The organism is Rhizobium mongolense USDA 1844 (assembly GCF_000419765.1).
GTDB lineage: Bacteria > Pseudomonadota > Alphaproteobacteria > Rhizobiales > Rhizobiaceae > Rhizobium > Rhizobium mongolense.
The window spans coordinates 217,417-235,249 of record NZ_ATTQ01000002.1 but is presented as its reverse complement, the minus strand read 5'-3'; the positions used below and the strand labels follow the sequence as shown (position 1 = coordinate 235,249).

Below are 17,833 nucleotides of genomic sequence, written 5' to 3'. Positions count from 1 at the left end.
ATAAGATGTTCCAATTTTGTTCGTGCGTTTTAGCTTCGGTTCGCTAAACTTGGAACCCTGCGGGAGAGAATGGAGGCGATCGCGACACCGTTGAATGGCCCTGCCCAGCACGGAAAAAATTCGAACTTGCTTTCAACCATTCAGGAGCCGGTCGACCACCATCGACTGGCAGCGGTTTCCGTAGTGGGAAATCCAATCGGTATTTTGCAATTTTGCCTGACCGCCAGCCGGCGCGAGCGAACATGAGCATATCGGCCAGTGGCCACTCATCGGATAGCAGGAAAATAGCGCAATGCTTCTTGCTGCAAACGAAGGGCATCATCTGCCGCCTTGCACTTGCCCGCCGGACTCGCATAAAGCTCGGTTAAGCAGAATTTGCGGAGTGACGTAGCGTGGGTATTTCCGAAATCATCATTCCGGGCGACACACCCGGCATCGAGTGGCGTCTGCCGGTTTTTCGGTTCAAGGGCAACGACCCGGCCGCACCGAAGGTCTATATCCAGGCGGCGCTCCATGCCGACGAACTCCCGGGCACAGCACTTCTGCATTTTCTCTGCGGAAGGCTGCGTGATGCAGAAAGCGCCGACAGCATTGCAGGCGACATCACAATCGTGCCCCAGGCCAATCCGATTGGTGCAGCACAGTCGCATTTCGGCGAGCTTCAGGGCCGTTTCGATCTCGGCTCGCGGGCCAATTTCAACCGGGATTTCCCGCTGATTTGTCTGCGGGACCGAGACAACCTGATCGACGGTCTCGATCGTTACCCGGCAATCGACCGGCTCAAGCGGCAGCTGATGCATATGGCGCTTGGCGCCGATCTCGTGCTCGATCTGCATTGCGACGATGAATCCCTGCAATATGCCTATATCGACGAGGCGTTCTGGCCGGAGGCGAGCGACCTTGCCGCCGCCTTGGCGATGGACGCGGTGCTCCTTTCCGATGGCGAGAGCTCGGCCTTCGAGGAGGCGATCAGCTTTGCCTGGAAATATGAAGTGCCTGGCGAGAAGCGCACCCGTCTGCCCGGCAAGCTTTCCGTCACGTTGGAACTTCGCGGCAAACGCGATGTCTACCCGGATGTGGCCAAAGCGGATGCAGAAGGGCTATGGCGCTTCCTCACAGCACGCGAGGTCATCAGAGACGAGAGCATATTGCCAAGCATGTTCGCCGGTCCGGCCGTACCGCTGGACAATATCGAGATGATCCGCTCGCCGGAATCCGGCACGGTCCTCTTTCATCGCACCATCGGTGAAGTGGTTGCCGAAGGCGACCTGCTGGCAACGATCATCACGCGTCCCGGCATGGCGGACGGCAGCATCCAAGTTCATGCGCCGCAAGCCGGCCTTGTCGTCACCCGCGTTTCCGACCGCCTAGTACGCCGGCGCGCGGACCTGATGAAGATCGCCTGCAGCCAGCCCAGCAGCGTGGCGCGCAAAGCCGGAACCCTCGAGGATTAAAATGACTGCCATCATTTACGGTATCAAGAACTGCGACACGATGAAGAAGGCGCGTGCCTGGCTGGAAGAGCATGGCGTTGCCTATGATTTTCACGACTACAAGGCCGTGGGTATCGATCGCGCCCATCTGGAGCAATGGGTCGACAGAGCCGGATGGGAAACCGTGCTCAACCGCGCCGGAACGACCTTCCGCAAACTGCCGCAAGCTGACCGCGATGACCTCACGCGGGAAAAGGCGATCGCCCTGATGCTCGACCAGCCGTCGATGATCAAGCGGCCGGTTCTGGACGCAAGCGGCAAGCTGTTGATCGGCTTCAAGCCTGAGAGCTACGGGGCGGAATTCGAAAAGTAAAATGTCCAAGACGACGCGCGCCACGCAGGTTCTTGCCAAAGCCGGTGTCAGTTTCACGGTGCATAGCTACGAGTATGATCCGAATGCGGAACGCGTCGGCCTCCAAGCCGCCGGAGCGCTCGGCGAGGAGCCGCATCGCGTGCTGAAGACGCTGATGGCGGAAGTGGACGGCAAGCCAGTCTGTGTCGTCGTGCCCTCCGATCGCGAAGTCAGCATGAAGAAACTTGCCAGCGCCTTCGGCGGCAAGTCGGCAAACATGATGAAGCCTGCCGATGCCGAGCGGCTGACCGGATATCATGTCGGCGGCATCAGCCCGTTCGGCCAGAAAAAGCTGGTTCCGACGGCGCTGGAGGAGGCCACGCTCACTGAGCCTCTGGTATACATGAACGGAGGTCAACGCGGACTGCAGGTGCGCCTTGCTCCGAAGGAGGCGCTCACGACGCTGAATGCAAAAGCTGCCTCGCTCATCGCTTAGGCGGAAAATCGCGCCAGCAGATTCACGAGCGCCGTGGCGGCTGGTTCGTCCAGCTTCGAGCCGACGTGGACCTCGATTGCCTTGGAATAAACGGTCCACATGCGTTCGCGAAGCGCCCGGCCGGTCTCAGTAATGACAACCCATCGGCCGCGCCCGTCTTCGGCAAACGTCTTGCGGCTGACGAGCTCCTCGCGTTCGAGCCGGTCGATCAGCCGCGAGAGATTGTATTGCGCAAGCAGCGTCCGCTCTTCGATTTCGAAGGGGCGCAGTTTGCCTTCCTCCGCGCGCGCCAACTCCCAGAGCACGTCATACCAGCCAAGCGGCGGCAGGCCGGCCTTCTTGAGGTCGCTCTCGATGGCCCGCAGCAGGCGCTGCTGAGCACGCATGATGGCGATCCAGGCTTGCGTAGTTGTGTCTGATCGAGGTTCTTTGGCCATATAGATGCAATTACATTTACCTTGACGAAGGAGCAAGATAAATTATATGCATTTACATCTAACATCGGGAAATCGACGAATATGAACACAGATAAATCCATTCTCTATGCAACCGCCCTGCTGCGGATCAGCCTCGGCACGATGTACCTCGCCCACAGCGTGGTCCTGAAACTGATGACCTTCGGACTGATGGGGACGGCCGGATATTTTACGTCGATCGGCTTGCCGGGCTGGCTGGCCTACCTCACCTTTGCCGCCGAAGCGGTCGGCGGGGCGCTCTTGGTTCTCGGCATTCAGAGCCGCATCGCCGCCTTGGCGCTCGTACCGGCCCTTGCCGGCGCGATCATCTGGGCGCATGGCGCGAACGGCTGGGTCTTTACTGCGCCCGGCGGCGGCTGGGAATATCCGCTCTATCTGATCGTGCTTTCGATCGCCCAGGCCATGCTCGGAGATGGCGCCTTCGCGCTTCGCCCTTCACAACCGCTTGCACCTGCAAAAGCCAATTAAGGGAATATGTCATGCAAAAGCTTACCCTCATCTCGCACCACCTGTGCCCTTATGTGCAGCGCGCTGCGATTGCGCTTGGTGAGAAGGGTGCGGCCTTCGAGCGCGTTTTCATCGATCTCGATGACAAGCCGGACTGGTTTTTGAAGATTTCTCCGCTCGGCAAGGTTCCGCTTCTGCTGATCGAGGAAGACGGGCGGCAAGTCGTCCTCTTCGAAAGTGCGGCAATATGCGAATACATCGACGAAACGCAACCCGGGCCGAGGCTTCATCCGCAAGATGCCCTGACACGTGCCCGGCATCGCGGATGGATGGAGTTCGGCTCGTCCATCCTGGCCGATCTGTGGATGTATGAAACCACTAGCGACCGACAGGTGCTGGAGACCAAACGAACGGTCCTTGCATCGAAATTCCTTATCATCGAAACCGAGCTTTCCGGCGGACCACTTTTCGTCGGGAAGAGCTTCAGCCTCGTGGATGCCGTCTTCGCACCGATCTTCCGATATTTCGATGTCTTCGACACAATCAGCGACAGCCACATCTTTGATGGCCTGGAAAAGGTGAAGCGTTGGCGAAGCACGCTTGTGCAGCGGCCGAGTGTTAGGCAAGCCGCCGCTACCGATTATCACGAGCGTCTCATCGCGTTCCTTCAGAAACATCAGTCGGCATTGCTTGAACAGGCGGCTGCTTAAGATCGGGCAGTCTCTTGCCGCCCTGCATTTTCACGCCGGCGAGCTTCATTTTCGCCGTAAAGGGGTCTAAGTCTGGCATCTTCAGAGAGAAGATTTCAGGACGTAGCCGGCCATGACGTTCATGCCCCAGAGTCAGAATTCCGTCGATCCGATCAAGCTGGAAAAGCTCGCCGAGGTCGCCGTCAGGGTCGGCCTGCAGCTTCAAAGGGGTCAGGATCTGGTGATGACCGCGCCGATTGTCGCAATGCCGCTGGTTCGCTTGATCACCAATCACGCCTACATGGCCGGCGCGGGGCTTGTTACGACTTTCTACTCCGACGAAGAAACGACGCTTGCCCGCTATCAATACGGCAGCGACGAGGGCTTCGACCGTGCCTCCGGCTGGCTCTACGAAGGTATGGCAAAGGCATATCAAAACGGTGCGGCACGTCTTGCAATTGCCGGGGACAATCCGATGCTGCTTTCCGAACAGGATCCCGGCAAGGTCGGCCGCGCGAACCGGGCGAATTCCACTGCCTACAAACCAGCGCTCGAAAAGATCTCGAACTTCGACATTAATTGGAACATCGTTGCCTATCCGAATCCCTCCTGGGCGAAGGTCGTGTTTGCCGACGATCCAGAGCCGATTGCGGTCGCGAAACTGGCAAAGGCAATCTTTGCCGCCTCGCGCGTCGATCTCGACGATCCGGTCTCAGCCTGGAGGGAGCACAATACGAACCTTGCCGCGCGCTCATCCTGGCTGAATGGTCAGCGCTTCGCAGCACTGCATTTCAAGGGACCGGGTACCGACCTGACCGTTGGCCTTGCCGACGGTCATGAGTGGCATGGCGGCGCCTCCGTCGCCAAGAACGGCGTTACCTGCAACCCGAATATCCCGACGGAAGAGGTCTTCACGACGCCGCACGCGCTGCGCGTCGAGGGCCATGTCTCAAGCACCAAGCCGCTCTCCCATCAGGGCACGCTGATAGACAACATCCAGGTTCGTTTCGAAGAAGGCCGGATTGTCGAGGCCAAGGCTTCGCGTGGCGCGGAGGTATTGAACAAGGTGCTCGATACCGACGACGGCGCGCGCCGCCTCGGCGAAGTGGCGCTCGTGCCGCATTCCTCACCGATCTCGGCGAGCGGTATCCTGTTCTACAATACGCTTTTTGATGAAAACGCCTCGTGCCATATCGCGCTCGGACAATGCTACTCGAAGTGCTTCCTCGACGGCGCAAAGCTCAGCCAGGACCAGATCAAGGCGCAGGGCGGAAATTCCAGCCTTATCCATATCGATTGGATGATCGGTTCCGACAAAGTGGATATCGACGGCATCAAGCCGGACGGCTCGCGGGTTCCGGTGATGCGGCAGGGAGAATGGGCCTGACGGGCGCCATTGCTCTCTGGCTGATCCAGACGCTCGCCAACACAAGCAGGAAACCGAAGAGCTGCACGGGCGTCAAGCTCTGGCCAAGCGCCAGCCAACCGAGAAACGTCGCCACGAGCGGGCTCAAAAAGCCAAGCGACGCGGCCGCCGCTGGCTCGATCTTCGACAGGCCGCGGAGCCATACGACATAGGTGAATGCCGCGCCAATCAGTCCGAGATAGGCCATGCCCAGCACGTTTGCGGTTGTCGGCATAGGAAGAACCGGCTCGAACATCAGCGCGACTGGCACGAGCAAAAGCCCACCAGCCGTCAGTTGCCATGCCGTGAAGGCGAGGTTCGAAACCGGCGGCGTCCAACGGCGCGTCAGCACCGTGCCGAAAGCCATTGATACGGCGCCCGCGAGACCGGCCGCAACGCCAACCGGATCGAGCGCAGCCTTGGGTGTTAACACCAGCAGGGCGACGCCAGCCATTCCGGCCAAACCGGCAAAGACGGCGAGAAGCTTGATCGGCCGACCAAGAAAGAGGCGCGATAAAGCGATAACGATCAGAGGCTGAATAGCCCCGACCGTCGCGGCGACACCGCCTGGAAGTCGGTAAGCCGAAACGAAAAGCATTGCCCAGAAGAACGAAAAATTCAGCGCGCCGAGGATGAAGACCCTGCCCCACCAGATACCAAACGGCAAGCGACGGATCGTGGCGAGCAAGAGGAGACCGGCAGGCAAAGAGCGCAGCATTGCAACAGTCAGCGGATAGCCGGCAGGCAGGAATGCGGTCGTCACGAAATAGGTGCTGCCCCAGATGGCGGGCGCAATTGCCGTCGTCAGGACATCGGCTGCATATGTGCTATTTTTCTTCATATCAAGAATCTCTATTTCAAGATAAATTCAACATAGGAGCATTTATCTTGACGTCAAGACATATCGTGCTATCGCTTGTCTATCGTTGGATGAGGAAACAATGGACCGCGTCGATAAAATCATGTCCCAATGGCAACGCGAGCGGCCGGACCTCGATATCGAAGCCATGGGTATCCTGGGGCGCCTGAAACGGCTGACGACACATCTCGGACGCGAGGTAGAGCAAGTCCTGCTGCAGCACGGGCTCTCGTCATCCGCCTTCGACGTGCTGGCAACGCTTCGGCGTTCCGGAGAACCCTATCGCCTCTCGCCTGGAGATCTGCTGGCGATGACGATGGTGAGCTCCGGTACGATGACCAACCGCATCGACCAGCTCGAGAAAGCAGGTTTCGTCGAACGCGTACTCAACCCCGACGACCGGCGAAGCGTGCTGATCGCATTGACAGAGAATGGTTTTGCGGCCGTCGAGACCGCGGTCGGTGCCCATGTCGCCAACCAGCAGCGGCTTATCGAAAACCTCAGCGATGAAGACAAGGCAGCGCTCGATGCGCTGCTGCGCAAGTTCCTCGCGAAATTCGAATAGTCAGATCGCGCTCAGCGCCTTGCGCACGCGATCAAGATGAGCTTGGCGTTTGGCGGCGGTCGCGCGGTCCATGTCGTGCAGGCTGAGCATTCGAAAATTGAGGCCCTTGGAGCAGAAATTCGCAATGCCGCGCTTCAGTAGCCGGCGCACCGGATCGCCCATGTAGAGATGAACCAGCCACCACGGCGAGCCCGTCGTCGTCAGAGCCCAAAGCAGTTTGATATTTGTCAGCTGCGGAACGATCCGCCCGCCGGCCGTATCATGCGAGAAGGCGACACCGGGCGCGAAGACCCGATCGAAGAACCCCTTGAGGATCGCCGGAAAATTGAACCACCATTGCGGAAAAACGAGGATCAAGCCATCGGCCGCCTTCAACCGCTCCACAATCTTTGAGACGCCGGAGGTATCATAGGGAATGTCGAAGTAGCCGCCGCGCTCGGCCTTCGTGAGGCGAGGCTCGAAATCCTCGGCGTAGAGATCGAGCAGATCAACCGCATGACCAGCTTCTGCCAGAGCTTCACGCGCAGTCTTTGCAACAGAGGCGGCAAAACTCTCGTTAAGCGGATGGGCGAGCACGAGCAGGATACGCATCGGTCCTCCTAGAACAGGCTACCCTGCTTCGGCGGCATGGTCGGCTCGTCAGGCCTCGCCAACCGTTTCCTCGGTGGCGCACCGCCTTCCGTTGTCACGGCGCCGACGCGGCCGTCGGCAAACTCGATCGAAATGCCCACGCCGGCCGAAAGGGCCGCGGCCTGCGATACCGGCCGGTTCTCATCGTCGCGGATGACTGCATAACCGCGGTTCAGAACGTTCTTGTAGGAGAGCGACTGCAATACGCGGTCCTGTGCCGAAAGCTCGCCCCTTGCCCGTGTCAACTGATGGCGGACAGCGGTATCGGCGTGACGGGACAGGTTTGCCAGATGGTCGCCCATGCGTGCCGTCTGCGTCTCCAGTCGCGTCGGCAAGGACGCAAAGACGGCATCGGCCCTCCCGACACGGGACCTGGAGCGATCGATCAGTCGCTCCACCGTGCGCTCGGCGCGCGTCATCCGCTCGGCAAGCATCTGGCGGCGCTCGGCAATGCGGTTCGAAAGAACGTCCGGCCTCAGATGCGATGCGGTGCGCTCGAAACTCCGACGCTTGTTGATGGTGTTGAGCTCCAGCCCGCGGCCGAGGCCTGCGGCCGCTTCATCAAAGCGCCGGCGCGGCAGTGCCAGCAACTGATCGAGCGACGGAAGCGCTCGCATCAACGCCCGAACGGACTGCCGCCTGTGATCCATCTGCCGGCTCATACAGCCTTGCAGACGGGCCGAAAGCGCAGAGACCTGGGCGTCCAGTTCGGCTTTGACGGGAACGGCCATTTCCGCAGCCCCCGTCGGCGTCGGCGCGCGCACATCGGCCGCATAGTCGATCAGCGTCCAGTCAGTTTCGTGGCCAACCGCCGAGATAAGCGGAACTTCACTTTCAGCAGCGGCGCGCACGACAATCTCGTCATTGAAGCTCCACAGATCTTCCAGGCTGCCGCCGCCGCGCGCGACGATCAGCACATCAGGCCTCGGCATTTCGCCGCCGGGCTGGAAGCCGTTGAAACCGCGAATGGCATTGGCCACCTCCTCGCCGGAACCATCGCCCTGCACCTTGACGGGCCAGACGATGACATGGACTGGAAAACGATCGGAAATGCGGTGCAGGATATCGCGAATAACGGCGCCCGTTGGCGACGTGACGACGCCGATGACCCTCGGCATGAACGGCAGCCGCCTCTTGCGCGCCGCGTCAAAAAGACCCTCAGCACCAAGCCTGCGCTTGCGCTCCTCGATCAATGCCATCAGCGCGCCCGCACCCGCGGGCTCCAGCGTTTCAATGACGATCTGGTACTTCGACGAGCCAGGGAAGGTCGTCACCTTGCCGGTGGCGATCACCTCCATGCCTTCTTCCGGCCGGAACCTTAGCCGCGAGAACGTGCCTTTCCAGATGACGGCGTCGATACGCGCGCGATCGTCCTTCAGCGAGAAATAGGCATGCCCCGATGAATGCGGGCCGCGATAGCCGGAAATTTCGCCACGCACCCGGACCTGGTCGAAAGCGGTTTCGACCGTGCGCTTGATCGATCCCGAAAGTTCGGAGACCGAATATTCAGTCAGGTTGGTGGGCGAATCGGTGTCGAAGACATTGCTCATCTTTCCTTTCTAGCGAAAGCGGAGGGAAAGATCAGTAGAGCATCGGGTTAGCGCTCAATTTTCCGGTTTGAAGACAAAGAACTGCACCCCAACGCCCGCAGCCTTGGGAAGCGGTTGGAGGTAGGACGGCACATTGCCCTTCGCCAATTGAGAATAAAGACCCTCCGGCTTCAGTTTTGCGAACTGCATCGTCGGATAGTCGTCGGGACAGAAAGCCAAAACATGAACGTCCGCCCCCCTCAGGAAGGCCTCTGCATCCTTCGGTTCCGAGAGGCCGATATGCATTTCGGTCAGCATACCCCGGGGATTGCGATGATAAGGTGCGGTCAGAACATGCTGGCTCGTAAAGCGGAGGATCGGCACGCCGAGTTCAGATGAGGCCGCCACCATGCCGACAGGCATCGCATTCAGCGGCGCAAGAGCCTCTCTTGAGATACACGAAGGCTTGTTTTCCTCGTCTTTCGCTTCGTTCTTGTCTTCCTCCGTTTGCCTCTGCAGCTCAATGAAGCCTCCAGCAACGGCCCAAACAGCAGGTACGCTGGCAAGCACCAGCATGATGTAACAGAATGCGACAGCGACATTTTCGCGATCGCTGTTCGATATACGGCGGATGTCGATAATCAGCAGCGCGAGCGGCAGGATAGCGATCAGGTTTGCAAAGGGTGCCCCGCGCACCTGCATGAGGCCGATGGCCCAGCAGAGGACGAGCAGGAAAAGCAGGATGGCGTGAATCCGCACCCTGTCGCGATAGAGGATTCGGAATGCGCTGACAGCAATGCCCAAAAGACCGGCTGCGTAAAAGGCACCGATGCCGAAAGGCTCATCGCGGATCATATCGAGAATGGAGCGTGCTTCTGAAATATTGTTCAGCCACAGCTCAACGATCATTGGGTCGAGATCGTCAAGCGGATTATGCAGGCATTGGGGCGCGATCACCATGGCGGAAGCTGCAACAGCGATGCCGATACCACCGAGTGCAGCGAAGCGGCCTATTCTCGACGTACGGCTTGCGAAAACAGCCGCAACGGAAAGCATCCCACCGCCGATCGCAGCGAGGCTGTAAAAACCAAGCGAAAAATTATCGCAGGTTACCGTCGAATATAGGCGGGGCGGCATGGTCGAGAAGAACAGAATACTGACGGCCAGCGTGAGCGTCAGCCCGAATGCTTTGGCAGCCTTCTGAAAGGCTTCCCCCACCCAAGCCCAATGAAGTGCGACGACAAGGCAAACCGATGCGACAAAAGGTGTGGTCTCGACCCCAATGGCCATCGCCAGTGCCGCCATCAAGCCTGCAACGATATAGCTCCAGGCCCGATGCTCCTCATCGAGAAGCATGGCCGTCATCAACGCGACAAGCCCGATCTGCACGTTGTGATGATCGATCGCACCCGGCACGAAACGGTTGCTGGTCCATACGCCTAGTGCGGTCATCACCAGACAGATATGCATGGCAGGCACGCCGCCGATGCGGCGGCCCGCAATCGCCATCGCAAGCATGAGGGGGATAACGAGTGAGACGGGCCAGATCGCGAGCGCCACGGCCTCGGCCTGCTCGCCCGCCAGAAACAAGCCGAAGAACTTGATGAGCCCTGCGATCGGCAAATCGATCAGCCGCGACCAGTGCATCGGCGTGCCATCAACGCCCAGCCGGTATTGCGTCAAATCGAACCAGCTCTGCCCGGAAAGAAAATCCCTTACTTCGACGAGCCGCATGCCGTCGTCATTGTCCGGACCGACATAGTCTTTCGTCCCGATCAGCTTCACCGGCAAAATGCTCGCGATCAGCACCGCGCTATAAAGCGACACCGACGGCCACAGACGCGTGAGAAGCATGCAGATAGCGGCAAGCGACACGATAGGCGGCGAAGATTTAGAAGCTGAATTGCCGGTCATTCCTGCGACGTTCGCCATTCCTGCTGTCCCGTCCTAAGCTGCGCGAACTTTAGCTTTTGCAGATCAAGAAAGTGTAAAGCGTCCGAATGGCTGCCGATTTTTCCCGCGTTATAGGGTCTTATTAACGCTGCGTGTTTTAGACTGCGCGCCAATTGTGAATGGCGAGTGGCATCATGACACGATCGCAGACCAAAACCCTAAACATCGCTGTGCTGCTTCCGTGCTACAACGAAGCGGCCACGATCGGTGCAGTCGTCCGCGGCTTCAAAGCGGCGCTGCCGCAAGCACAGATTCATGTCTACGACAACAATTCGACAGACGGCACCGCGCTCCATGCAATGCTGGCCGGTGGCGCTGTCGCGCGCGAACGGCGCCAGGGCAAGGGCCATGTCGTGCGCCGCATGTTCGCCGATATCGACGCCGACATCTATCTGATGGCAGATGGCGACGGCACTTATGCGCCGGAAGACGGCGAAGAGCTGATCCGCACGCTGCTGACCGAACGCGCCGACATGGTGGTCGGAACGCGGCGCGGCGTTCATTCCGATGCGGGGCGCAACGGACATGCTTTCGGCAACCGCATCTTCAACATTCTCTACCGCACGATCTTCGGTCCGGACTTCACCGATATTTTCTCAGGCTACCGGGCCTTCTCGCGCCGTTTCGTCAAGAGCTTCCCGGCCGTTTCCGCCGGTTTCGAGATCGAGACCGAAATGTCTGTCCACGCCTCTCGGCTCAAGCTGCCGGTCGCCGAGCTGGAACTCGATTACGGCCGCCGCCCGGAAGGTTCGCACTCGAAACTCTCGACCTTGAAGGACGGCGGCAAGATTCTCTGGATGTTCGCCATGCTGATGAAGGAAACGCGGCCCTTTGCCTTCTTCGGCCTCATCAGCGCGTGCTTCATGCTGTCGAGCATGGCTTTCATGGCACCTGTGCTGGCGGAGTACTTCGAGACCGGGCTTGTCAACCGCATGCCGACATGGGTTCTCTCCATGGCGCTGATGATGATCTCCTTCATGGTCTTCACCGCGGGTCTGATCCTTGATTCCGTCGCACGCTCGCGTGCCGAGCAGCTTCGCATTCATTACCTCAACGTCGCCGCGCCGAGCCAGGGTCTTACGCCGGAAAAGTCCATTGAAACCGGGCACGGTGGCAGGACCACGCGCATCGCATAGTTGCTTCCGCTCAAAGGTGAGCCCTTTCCATGAACAGAGAAACCACAAACCGTATTCGTTTCGTGCTGGAAGATGTCCTGCCGCCGTTTGTCCGTGATTCCGGTGCGTTTCGCTGGGCTGCGCGGCGCGTCTGGGGCGACCATATCACGCACTTGGCGAAATTTCGCGAGCGAGCACCGTTTCTTTCGGCAGAGGAATATGCCGAGCTTTACCGCAAGCATCCCCGTGTTCACGAAGGCACGGACAATTCTGCGGCCTGCATCAACCGCATCCTCGGATCGATCGCGGGAGAAAACGTCTGCGATATCGGTTGCGGCACGGGTGCGCTGCTCCGCAGCATCCAGGCGACGCATCCTGGGCTCAACCGCCTCACAGGCGTGGACTTCGTGATTGAAGACGCATCACGGCTGCCTGGCATCGAATATGTCGCCGCCAAGGTCGAAAACCTCCCCTTTGCAGATGCGGAATTCGACACGGTCATCTGCACGCATGTGATCGAGCATATTCTCGACTACCGGCAAGCGATTGCGGAACTGCGCCGGATTGCAAAACGCCGCCTAATCATCGTTGTGCCGAGGGAACGCGAATACCGCTACACGTTCAATCCGCACTTCAACTTCTTCCCTTATACGCACTCCTTCCTGAGAGCTGTCCACCCGGTGCCTTCAAACTTTGTCTGCGAGGATATCGGTCGCGACATCTTCTATTCGGAAGAGAGAGGTGCAGCGGATTGAAGGACGGTTCGATGCTTTCCACTTTCTCGACCGCAACATGGATTGGGCTTATCGGCACGCCGCTGCTGATTGCCTCGGGCCAGGTGCTGTTCAAGCTGGCGAGCGCGGCCACCGGCGAGCTCAGTGTCCGCAATATCCTTGCTCTGCTTCTCAATCCGGTGTTGCTTGCAGCGCTACTCCTTTACGGGCTCGGAACGATTATCTGGATTTACGTCCTGAAAGCCGTCCCGCTGACGATTGCTTACTCCTTTATGGGATTGACCTTCTGTTTCGTGCCTTTGCTGGCGCAGGTCTTTCTTGGGGAAGCCCTTACTGTTCGCTACGCCATTGGCGCGGCTTTCATCATTGCTGGCATGCTCGCGATTAATGGCTGACGCCTCTTTCAGTCGAAGCGGGTCGCTTCTGCGCTTTGCCGCATTGTCGCTGCTTGGATTGGCGGCCGAAACGCTACTCTTCCATTTGCTGCTGAAGGTGATGCAAGGCCCGCTTTTGACGCGTGCGGTGAGCCTTGTTGCTATCCTTGGCATTATGCTCGCTATGCTGCGACGCATCGATCTCACGAGGGGCGGCCGGCCGTCGGTCGGCCGCGCCGGTATCGTCGCCATCCTGCTGATTGCGGCGATCTTGAATTATGGTCTCTACGCCACGCTCATAACGGTACTGCCGTCTCTGCAGCCGTTGGCGGCGATGGTTCTTGCCTCCGTCTCTACACTGTGCTTTGCAATTTTCGGCTGCATACGCTTCGCATTTCGCGAATAATCAAACAGGCTCCCAGGCGTCCTTCTCGCTCGCGCGGTAGATCGCGTCGATCACCTTTTGGTTCAGCTTCGAGCTTTCGAGCGTGACGACCTCTTCCTTCTCGCCCTTGGCAGCGCGGGCGAAAGCTTCTGCTTCACATTTGTATTGGCGGCTGTCCTGGAAGCGGAAGATGGTCGACTCGTTGTGGTTGCGGTTGGCGAGTTCCAGTTCCTCCGGCCCCCAGCGGTCGGCGTTGAAAGGCGATTTCACCTCGATGTAGCCTTCCGTGCCGTGGAACACCATGACCTGGCGGTTTGCCATCTGGGTGGAGATGTAGAAGCTCAGCTCGAAATCGCCGAAGTCGGCCTTCACGCTCGAATAGATATCGGTGCCGAATTCCGGATCACGTTCGGTGACGGCCTGGATGCGCAGTGGTTCCTTGCCCGTCGAAAAGCGCGTGCTGATGGTCGGATAGACGCCGATATCGGGCAGGCCGCCGCCGCCAAGTGCGGGAATGTTGCGCATGTTGCCGGGATCGCGATTGAAATAGGTGAAGGCACCTTGGACATGGCGAAGCTTGCCGATCGCGCCGTCGGCGATCAGCGAGCGGACCTTTCGCCAGACCGGCGCGTAGGTCACCATATAGGCTTCGGTAATCAGGACTTTGCTGCGATCACGCGCAGCAATGAGGCTGTCGATCTCGCCGGCATTGAGCGCGATCGGTTTTTCGCAAAGGACGTGCTTGCCGGCGTCTGCCGCCTTGATGGTCCATTCGACATGCTGCGACGTCGGCAGCGGAATGTAGACGGCGTCGATCACGTCGGAGGCGAGCATCTCCTCATAGGAGCCGAAGGCATGCGGCACGGAAAAGCGGTCGGCCATCTCGCGCGCCTTTTTCAGGTCGCGGCTGGCAATCGCGGTGACGACGCAGTTTTCCGCGTCCTGAATGGCCGGAACGACGAGTTCACGGCCAATTTTTGCCGTCGAAATGATACCGAAACGGAGCATGGCTTAGCCTCCCAGAGCTTGAATGGGTGCAACCTTATTCAGGGGTGGCGGGCGACGCAATGGCGTGCGCGCAAATCACGAAAGTTTGGTTTTCCTCTGCCGGAACCTGCGCTAGTTTACTCCCGGCGACGCTCTGCCGCATCCGTACTTTCAATCAAATCAGCAATTTAGGATAGCGCCATGGAAATGCGCCGGCTCGGAAAAACAGGTCTTTCAATCTCGCCTATCGTCTTCGGCGGCAATGTCTTCGGATGGACGGCCGACGAGAAAACGTCTTTTGATATTCTCGATGCATTCTTCTACGCGGGTCTCAATACCATCGACACGGCCGACGTCTATTCATCCTGGGTGCCCGGCAACAAAGGCGGCGATTCAGAGGCGATCATCGGCAAGTGGCTGAAGAACGGAAAGGTCTCCCGCGACGGGGCGGTCATCATCACCAAGGTCGGCTCCGACATGGGCCAAGGCAAGACGCTGAAAGAGCAATATATCCTCAAGGCCGTGGAGGATTCGCTCCGCCGCCTGCAGACGGATTACATCGACCTCTACCTCTCCCACTGGCCCGACGAAAATACCCCCTATGAAGAAACGCTCGGAGCCTTCGCCAAGCTGAAGCAGCAGGGCAAAATCCGAGCGATCGGCTGCTCCAATCTCGATGCCGGCCAGCTTCAGGCATCCTTCGATGCCGCCGAGAAGGCTGGCGTTCCTCGCTACGATGTGCTGCAACCCGAATATAATCTTTATGAGCGATCGAGCTTTGAAGGCCAGCTTGCCGACCTTTGCGTGAAGGAAGATATCGGTGTCATCACCTATTTCAGCCTCGCAGCCGGCTTTCTCTCCGGTAAGTACCGCAGCAAGGCCGATACGCAGGGCAGCGCCCGCAAAGATCGGGTCGCGAAATATCTCGATGATAAGGGCATGTGCATTCTCGCCGCACTCGATCAGATTTCCGCCGAGACGGGCGCGAAACCTGCCGAGATCTCGCTCGCCTGGCTGCTCAACAAGAAAGGCGTGACGGCACCGATCGCCAGTGCTACCAGCACCTCACAGCTCGATAGCCTGGTGAAGGCAGCGAAGCTTGAGCTTTCTGACGAAGCAATGAGACTGCTCGACAGGGCAGGCGCCTGAGGGGATGACATGACCGTGACGATCCGCGATGCGAGACCGGAAGACGAAGCGCGCTGGCGCGAACTCTGGAAGGATTACCTCGCCTTTTATGAAGTCACGGTCGATGGCGACATTACCGATTCTACGTGGCGCCGGGTTTTCGATCCGGCGTCAGCAATCTTCATGCGCGTTGCGGAAGTCGACGGAGAGGTGATGGGCTTCTCCCTATCACTGACGCATGAAGGCACATGGATTCGCGGCAAGGACTGCTATCTCGAAGACCTGTTCGTCGACCCCGGTGCCCGCGGCAAAGGGGTCGGCCGGGCGCTTTTGGATGACCTGGTTTTGCTCTGCAAGCAGCACGGCTGGTCACGCCTTTACTGGCACACCAACGAACAGAACAAGACGGCGCGTGCGCTCTACGACAGCTATGTCGAAAGCGACGGACACATCCGCTATCGCATCAGTTTCTGAACGGGGGAAAACCCTCGTAGAATTTCGAATGATCGCCTTGCCAATTCGCCATGCCGGGCTTGGTGAGAGTTCCGCGCGGCCGCACGTAGCTCTGGATCGCACGCTTTGGCCGCTCGTGCCATTGGATATTAAAGGCCCATAGCCTTGGAAAGAAGCAGAGCGATGCATAGGGCAGATGATCGTGGATCCACCACGCGAGCTTCTGCCAATCTTCCTCATCACGATAAGTATCGATCATCCAGGGTACGACGACACAGGCCGTCGCCCCCATGCAGCCATCAAAATCGCGCATGTCCCAGATATGGTCCGCCGCACTCGAGGCATTGGTCGAGCAATTGAGCTTGTTTTTGTTTCCAAATTCATTGACGGCGGCAGAACGGTAGCCCGAGCGGATGTGCAGCCTGCCGAACGTTGCCTGAAGCGGCTCGAGCAGTTCCTTGCAAAGCCGTCTACCCGCCTCAATTGCAAGATCCGGGTCGTCTGGAATATTTGGAATGCGATAGAAATCGGCGATCTCGGAATGCAGGAAATCGCGGAGGAAGAAATTCTTCGAAAGCCGCGCCCGGCCCATATCCTCGAGCGATTTCATCGACCCAGGCTTTTTCATGCGTCTCTCCTCCATCCGCCGGCACGAACCTATCCCGTCATCCGGCTATTCCCACCCGGAAATCGCGGGATCCAGCGGAACAATTTCCAATCAGGTCGCTTCTCTAAGGGTTCACGACTGCGTGACTCCAAAAACGAGAACAAGGATCGAAGAAATGGCCAAGGGAAAGACACTTGAGGATCTCTACTACGACACTCTGAAGGATATCTACTTCGCCGAGCGGCAGATTCTGCGCGCCCTGCCGAAGATGTCCCGCGCTGCTCAGTCCGCCGATCTGAAGGCGGGTTTCGAAAAGCACAAGGAAGAAACCGAAGCCCATGTAGAACGCCTGCAGCAGGTGTTCGAGATTGCCGGCAAACGTGCTCAGGGCAAGACCTGCGAAGCAATTCAGGGCATCATCGCTGAAGGCGAAGAGATCATGGAGGAATTCAAGGGGACGGCTGCGGTCGACGCCGGCCTGATCTCTGCGGCGCAGGCCGTGGAGCACTACGAGATCGCCCGTTACGGCACACTGAAGACCTGGGCGCAGAACCTCGGCTACAAAGACGCCGTTGTGCTGCTGGACCAGACCCTGCAGGAAGAAGCCGCAACTGACAAGTTGCTCACGAAACTCGCCGTCACCGCCGCAAACCAGAAAGCCGCCCGCGCAGCTTGACGACGATCCCCTGGTGCAGCCGGTCGTGCCGGCTGCTCCAGACTTGGCGTGGCTTGCCAAAGGACCGCCTGCCTCTAAATCTTTCAGCTTATCATGGCGCCGATACGGAGGGTGCAAGATATGTCCGAACAGCAGGCAATCGAAGCAGTCGTCCATCTCTACGTCGAAGGCATGACCTTTGCCAACGAAGCCGCATTGCGAAAGGCCTTCCATCCCCAAAGCACAGTCATCGGTCACTATGAACATGCGGTTGAATGGTTGACGCGCGACGAATTCATCGCTGCGATCACCGCCGAAGGCGCCGCTCCGCCCGGAACGCAACCGTATATGGATATAACAATGATCGATGTCGCAGGCGATGCCGCGATGGCCAAGGTGACTGACGAATTCGCCGGGATGCGCTTTACCGACTATCTGTCGATGCTGAAGATCGACGGTCGATGGACCATCGTCAACAAGCTCTATTACCTGCATTCCTAGGCGGGGCAGCTTTCAATGCTTCAGGCCGGCGCAGCCGCCGGCCCGGACTGCCCATCGTAG

At 58.9% G+C, this 17,833-nt stretch carries 22 protein-coding genes; 15 read left to right on the top strand and 7 right to left on the bottom strand.

Going from position 1 to position 17,833, the window contains the following annotated elements; genetic code table 11:
- Positions 1-392: 392 nt before the first annotated feature.
- The 3 genes from A3C3_RS0104280 to ybaK are packed head-to-tail and all read left to right on the top strand — an operon-like array spanning position 393 to position 2,281.
- Entirely contained in the window at positions 393-1,454 is a 1,062-nt protein-coding gene (locus tag A3C3_RS0104280; protein ID WP_022713381.1) for a M14 family metallopeptidase, read from the top strand.
- A gap of 1 nt (position 1,455) precedes the next feature.
- Entirely contained in the window at positions 1,456-1,806 is a 351-nt protein-coding gene (locus A3C3_RS0104275; protein ID WP_022713380.1) for an ArsC family reductase, read from the top strand.
- Between the two features lies 1 nt (position 1,807).
- Positions 1,808-2,281, top strand: coding sequence for a Cys-tRNA(Pro) deacylase (gene ybaK, locus A3C3_RS0104270; RefSeq protein ID WP_022713379.1), 474 nt, complete (start codon positions 1,808-1,810; stop codon positions 2,279-2,281).
- Here ybaK and A3C3_RS0104265 read toward each other — a convergent pair.
- On the bottom strand, positions 2,278-2,718 hold the full coding sequence (locus tag A3C3_RS0104265) for a MarR family winged helix-turn-helix transcriptional regulator (RefSeq protein ID WP_022713378.1): 441 nt from the start codon (positions 2,716-2,718) through the stop codon (positions 2,278-2,280). The two genes, ybaK and A3C3_RS0104265, sit on opposite strands and share 4 nt — an antisense overlap.
- A gap of 81 nt (positions 2,719-2,799) precedes the next feature.
- Here A3C3_RS0104265 and A3C3_RS0104260 point away from each other — a divergent pair, with 81 nt between their 5' ends.
- The 3 genes from A3C3_RS0104260 to A3C3_RS0104250 all read left to right on the top strand — a co-directional run bounded on the left by A3C3_RS0104260 (position 2,800) and on the right by A3C3_RS0104250 (position 5,280).
- The gene (locus A3C3_RS0104260) at positions 2,800-3,225 is read left to right on the top strand and encodes a DoxX family protein (protein ID WP_022713377.1); all 426 of its coding nucleotides are present in this window, start codon (positions 2,800-2,802) and stop codon (positions 3,223-3,225) included.
- A gap of 11 nt (positions 3,226-3,236) precedes the next feature.
- A complete protein-coding gene (locus tag A3C3_RS0104255; protein WP_022713376.1) occupies positions 3,237-3,914 on the top strand; it encodes a glutathione S-transferase family protein in 678 nt (225 codons plus the stop codon).
- Positions 3,915-4,026: 112 nt separating this feature from the next.
- The gene (locus A3C3_RS0104250) at positions 4,027-5,280 is read left to right on the top strand and encodes an aminopeptidase (RefSeq protein WP_022713375.1); all 1,254 of its coding nucleotides are present in this window, start codon (positions 4,027-4,029) and stop codon (positions 5,278-5,280) included.
- Here the strand turns inward: A3C3_RS0104250 and A3C3_RS0104245 are convergent.
- Entirely contained in the window at positions 5,228-6,139 is a 912-nt protein-coding gene (locus A3C3_RS0104245) for an EamA family transporter (RefSeq protein ID WP_022713374.1), read from the bottom strand. The two genes, A3C3_RS0104250 and A3C3_RS0104245, sit on opposite strands and share 53 nt — an antisense overlap.
- Before the next feature lie 100 nt (positions 6,140-6,239).
- Here A3C3_RS0104245 and A3C3_RS0104240 point away from each other — a divergent pair, with 100 nt between their 5' ends.
- Positions 6,240-6,722 carry a MarR family winged helix-turn-helix transcriptional regulator gene (locus A3C3_RS0104240; RefSeq protein WP_022713373.1) on the top strand — a complete coding sequence of 161 codons (483 nt, stop codon included), beginning with the start codon at positions 6,240-6,242 and terminating at the stop codon, positions 6,720-6,722.
- Here the strand turns inward: A3C3_RS0104240 and A3C3_RS0104235 are convergent, their stop codons facing one another.
- The 3 genes from A3C3_RS0104235 to A3C3_RS0104225 are packed head-to-tail and all read right to left on the bottom strand — an operon-like array spanning position 6,723 to position 10,735.
- A complete protein-coding gene (locus tag A3C3_RS0104235) occupies positions 6,723-7,313 on the bottom strand; it encodes an NAD(P)H-dependent oxidoreductase (RefSeq protein ID WP_022713372.1) in 591 nt (196 codons plus the stop codon).
- 8 nt (positions 7,314-7,321) lie between these two features.
- On the bottom strand, positions 7,322-8,902 hold the full coding sequence (xseA, locus tag A3C3_RS0104230; protein WP_022713371.1) for an exodeoxyribonuclease VII large subunit: 1,581 nt from the start codon (positions 8,900-8,902) through the stop codon (positions 7,322-7,324).
- A 54-nt stretch (positions 8,903-8,956) separates the two neighbouring features.
- Positions 8,957-10,735: a hypothetical protein gene (locus A3C3_RS0104225; RefSeq protein WP_233450703.1), complete on the bottom strand. Its 1,779-nt coding sequence runs from the start codon at positions 10,733-10,735 to the stop codon at positions 8,957-8,959.
- A 233-nt stretch (positions 10,736-10,968) separates the two neighbouring features.
- Here A3C3_RS0104225 and A3C3_RS37660 point away from each other — a divergent pair, with 233 nt between their 5' ends.
- The 4 genes from A3C3_RS37660 to A3C3_RS0104205 are packed head-to-tail and all read left to right on the top strand — an operon-like array spanning position 10,969 to position 13,463.
- Positions 10,969-11,970, top strand: coding sequence for a glycosyltransferase (locus tag A3C3_RS37660; protein ID WP_051154433.1), 1,002 nt, complete (start codon positions 10,969-10,971; stop codon positions 11,968-11,970).
- 29 nt (positions 11,971-11,999) lie between these two features.
- On the top strand, positions 12,000-12,704 hold the full coding sequence (locus A3C3_RS0104215; RefSeq protein ID WP_022713368.1) for a class I SAM-dependent methyltransferase: 705 nt from the start codon (positions 12,000-12,002) through the stop codon (positions 12,702-12,704).
- Between the two features lie 11 nt (positions 12,705-12,715).
- Positions 12,716-13,078 (top strand): DMT family transporter, encoded by a 363-nt coding sequence (locus A3C3_RS0104210; RefSeq protein WP_028739396.1) that lies wholly within the window; start codon positions 12,716-12,718, stop codon positions 13,076-13,078.
- The gene (locus tag A3C3_RS0104205; RefSeq protein ID WP_022713366.1) at positions 13,071-13,463 is read left to right on the top strand and encodes a hypothetical protein; all 393 of its coding nucleotides are present in this window, start codon (positions 13,071-13,073) and stop codon (positions 13,461-13,463) included. Before A3C3_RS0104210 ends, A3C3_RS0104205 begins: the two co-directional genes overlap by 8 nt.
- On the opposite strand, the gene A3C3_RS0104200 is transcribed toward A3C3_RS0104205, so the two are convergent.
- Positions 13,464-14,450, bottom strand: coding sequence for a Gfo/Idh/MocA family protein (locus A3C3_RS0104200; protein WP_022713365.1), 987 nt, complete (start codon positions 14,448-14,450; stop codon positions 13,464-13,466).
- 180 nt (positions 14,451-14,630) lie between these two features.
- Here A3C3_RS0104200 and A3C3_RS0104190 point away from each other — a divergent pair, with 180 nt between their 5' ends.
- Together A3C3_RS0104190 and A3C3_RS0104185 are read left to right on the top strand one after the other, a co-directional pair.
- The gene (locus A3C3_RS0104190) at positions 14,631-15,578 is read left to right on the top strand and encodes an aldo/keto reductase (protein WP_022713363.1); all 948 of its coding nucleotides are present in this window, start codon (positions 14,631-14,633) and stop codon (positions 15,576-15,578) included.
- A 9-nt stretch (positions 15,579-15,587) separates the two neighbouring features.
- A complete protein-coding gene (locus A3C3_RS0104185) occupies positions 15,588-16,031 on the top strand; it encodes a GNAT family N-acetyltransferase (protein WP_022713362.1) in 444 nt (147 codons plus the stop codon).
- Here A3C3_RS0104185 and A3C3_RS0104180 read toward each other — a convergent pair.
- A complete protein-coding gene (locus A3C3_RS0104180) occupies positions 16,021-16,638 on the bottom strand; it encodes a hypothetical protein (RefSeq protein ID WP_022713361.1) in 618 nt (205 codons plus the stop codon). The two genes, A3C3_RS0104185 and A3C3_RS0104180, sit on opposite strands and share 11 nt — an antisense overlap.
- A 154-nt stretch (positions 16,639-16,792) precedes the next feature.
- Between A3C3_RS0104180 and A3C3_RS0104175 the strand changes: the two genes are divergently transcribed.
- The gene (locus tag A3C3_RS0104175) at positions 16,793-17,293 is read left to right on the top strand and encodes a YciE/YciF ferroxidase family protein (RefSeq protein ID WP_022713360.1); all 501 of its coding nucleotides are present in this window, start codon (positions 16,793-16,795) and stop codon (positions 17,291-17,293) included.
- 120 nt (positions 17,294-17,413) lie between these two features.
- The gene (locus A3C3_RS0104170) at positions 17,414-17,773 is read left to right on the top strand and encodes a nuclear transport factor 2 family protein (RefSeq protein ID WP_022713359.1); all 360 of its coding nucleotides are present in this window, start codon (positions 17,414-17,416) and stop codon (positions 17,771-17,773) included.
- Positions 17,774-17,833: the final 60 nt, after the last annotated feature.